Source organism: Bartonella tribocorum, from assembly GCF_002777915.1.
Taxonomy (GTDB): domain Bacteria; phylum Pseudomonadota; class Alphaproteobacteria; order Rhizobiales; family Rhizobiaceae; genus Bartonella; species Bartonella tribocorum_A.
In genome coordinates this window covers 1-603 of record NZ_NJGE01000093.1, presented here as the reverse complement: position 1 = coordinate 603, position 603 = coordinate 1, and the positions used below count along the sequence as shown (strand labels likewise).

The window sequence follows — 603 nt, the reverse complement described above, 5'->3', positions numbered from 1 at the left end:
TGCCGCCTGTTTTGCTTCTTCTGCTAGGCTCTTCGCTTCACCAGACTTCGTTAAGGCTTCTGAAGCTTTTTCACCTGTCTCAACGCAACTCTGCTTGGCTGTGTTGGCTGTCGATAACGCCCTTTCCGCAATACCTTTCACTTCTTCAAGAGTTTTAGTCGATGCATCAAAAGCATCCTTGTTTTCCTGAACAAGTTTCTTGGCTTCTTCTGATACTGTTTTAGCTTCCTCAGCACTCCCTTTCGCATCATTGGCGACAGTAGATGCACCGTCCGCCGTTGTTTTCGCAGAAGTTGCTTCTCTTAACGCCTGCTCTGCTACCTTTTGCGCCTCGCTAGAGGCTGTCGTTGCTTTCTCTGACAAATCTTTGGCGGCTTCAGAAAACCCCTTACTTTCTTGTGAAAGCGCTTGTGCCTCTTCAACCTTCTTCTGAATTTCTTCTACCAAACTCTTGGTGCTTTCATGGCCTTCACGGACCGCTTGTCTATCGGCTTGCAATGCCTGCTCTGCAACTGTCTTCGCTTCTGAAGCGACTCGAGACGCTTCTGTCGCACTCTGTTGCGCTTGTTCGGCTTTCGTTTGTGCACCTTCTGCTGTACTTTT

1 pseudogene is annotated in these 603 nt (G+C 48.6%); it reads right to left on the bottom strand.

The features are described from left to right. Positions 1–603, bottom strand: a pseudogene (locus CER18_RS09815) (hypothetical protein); the annotation flags it as partial.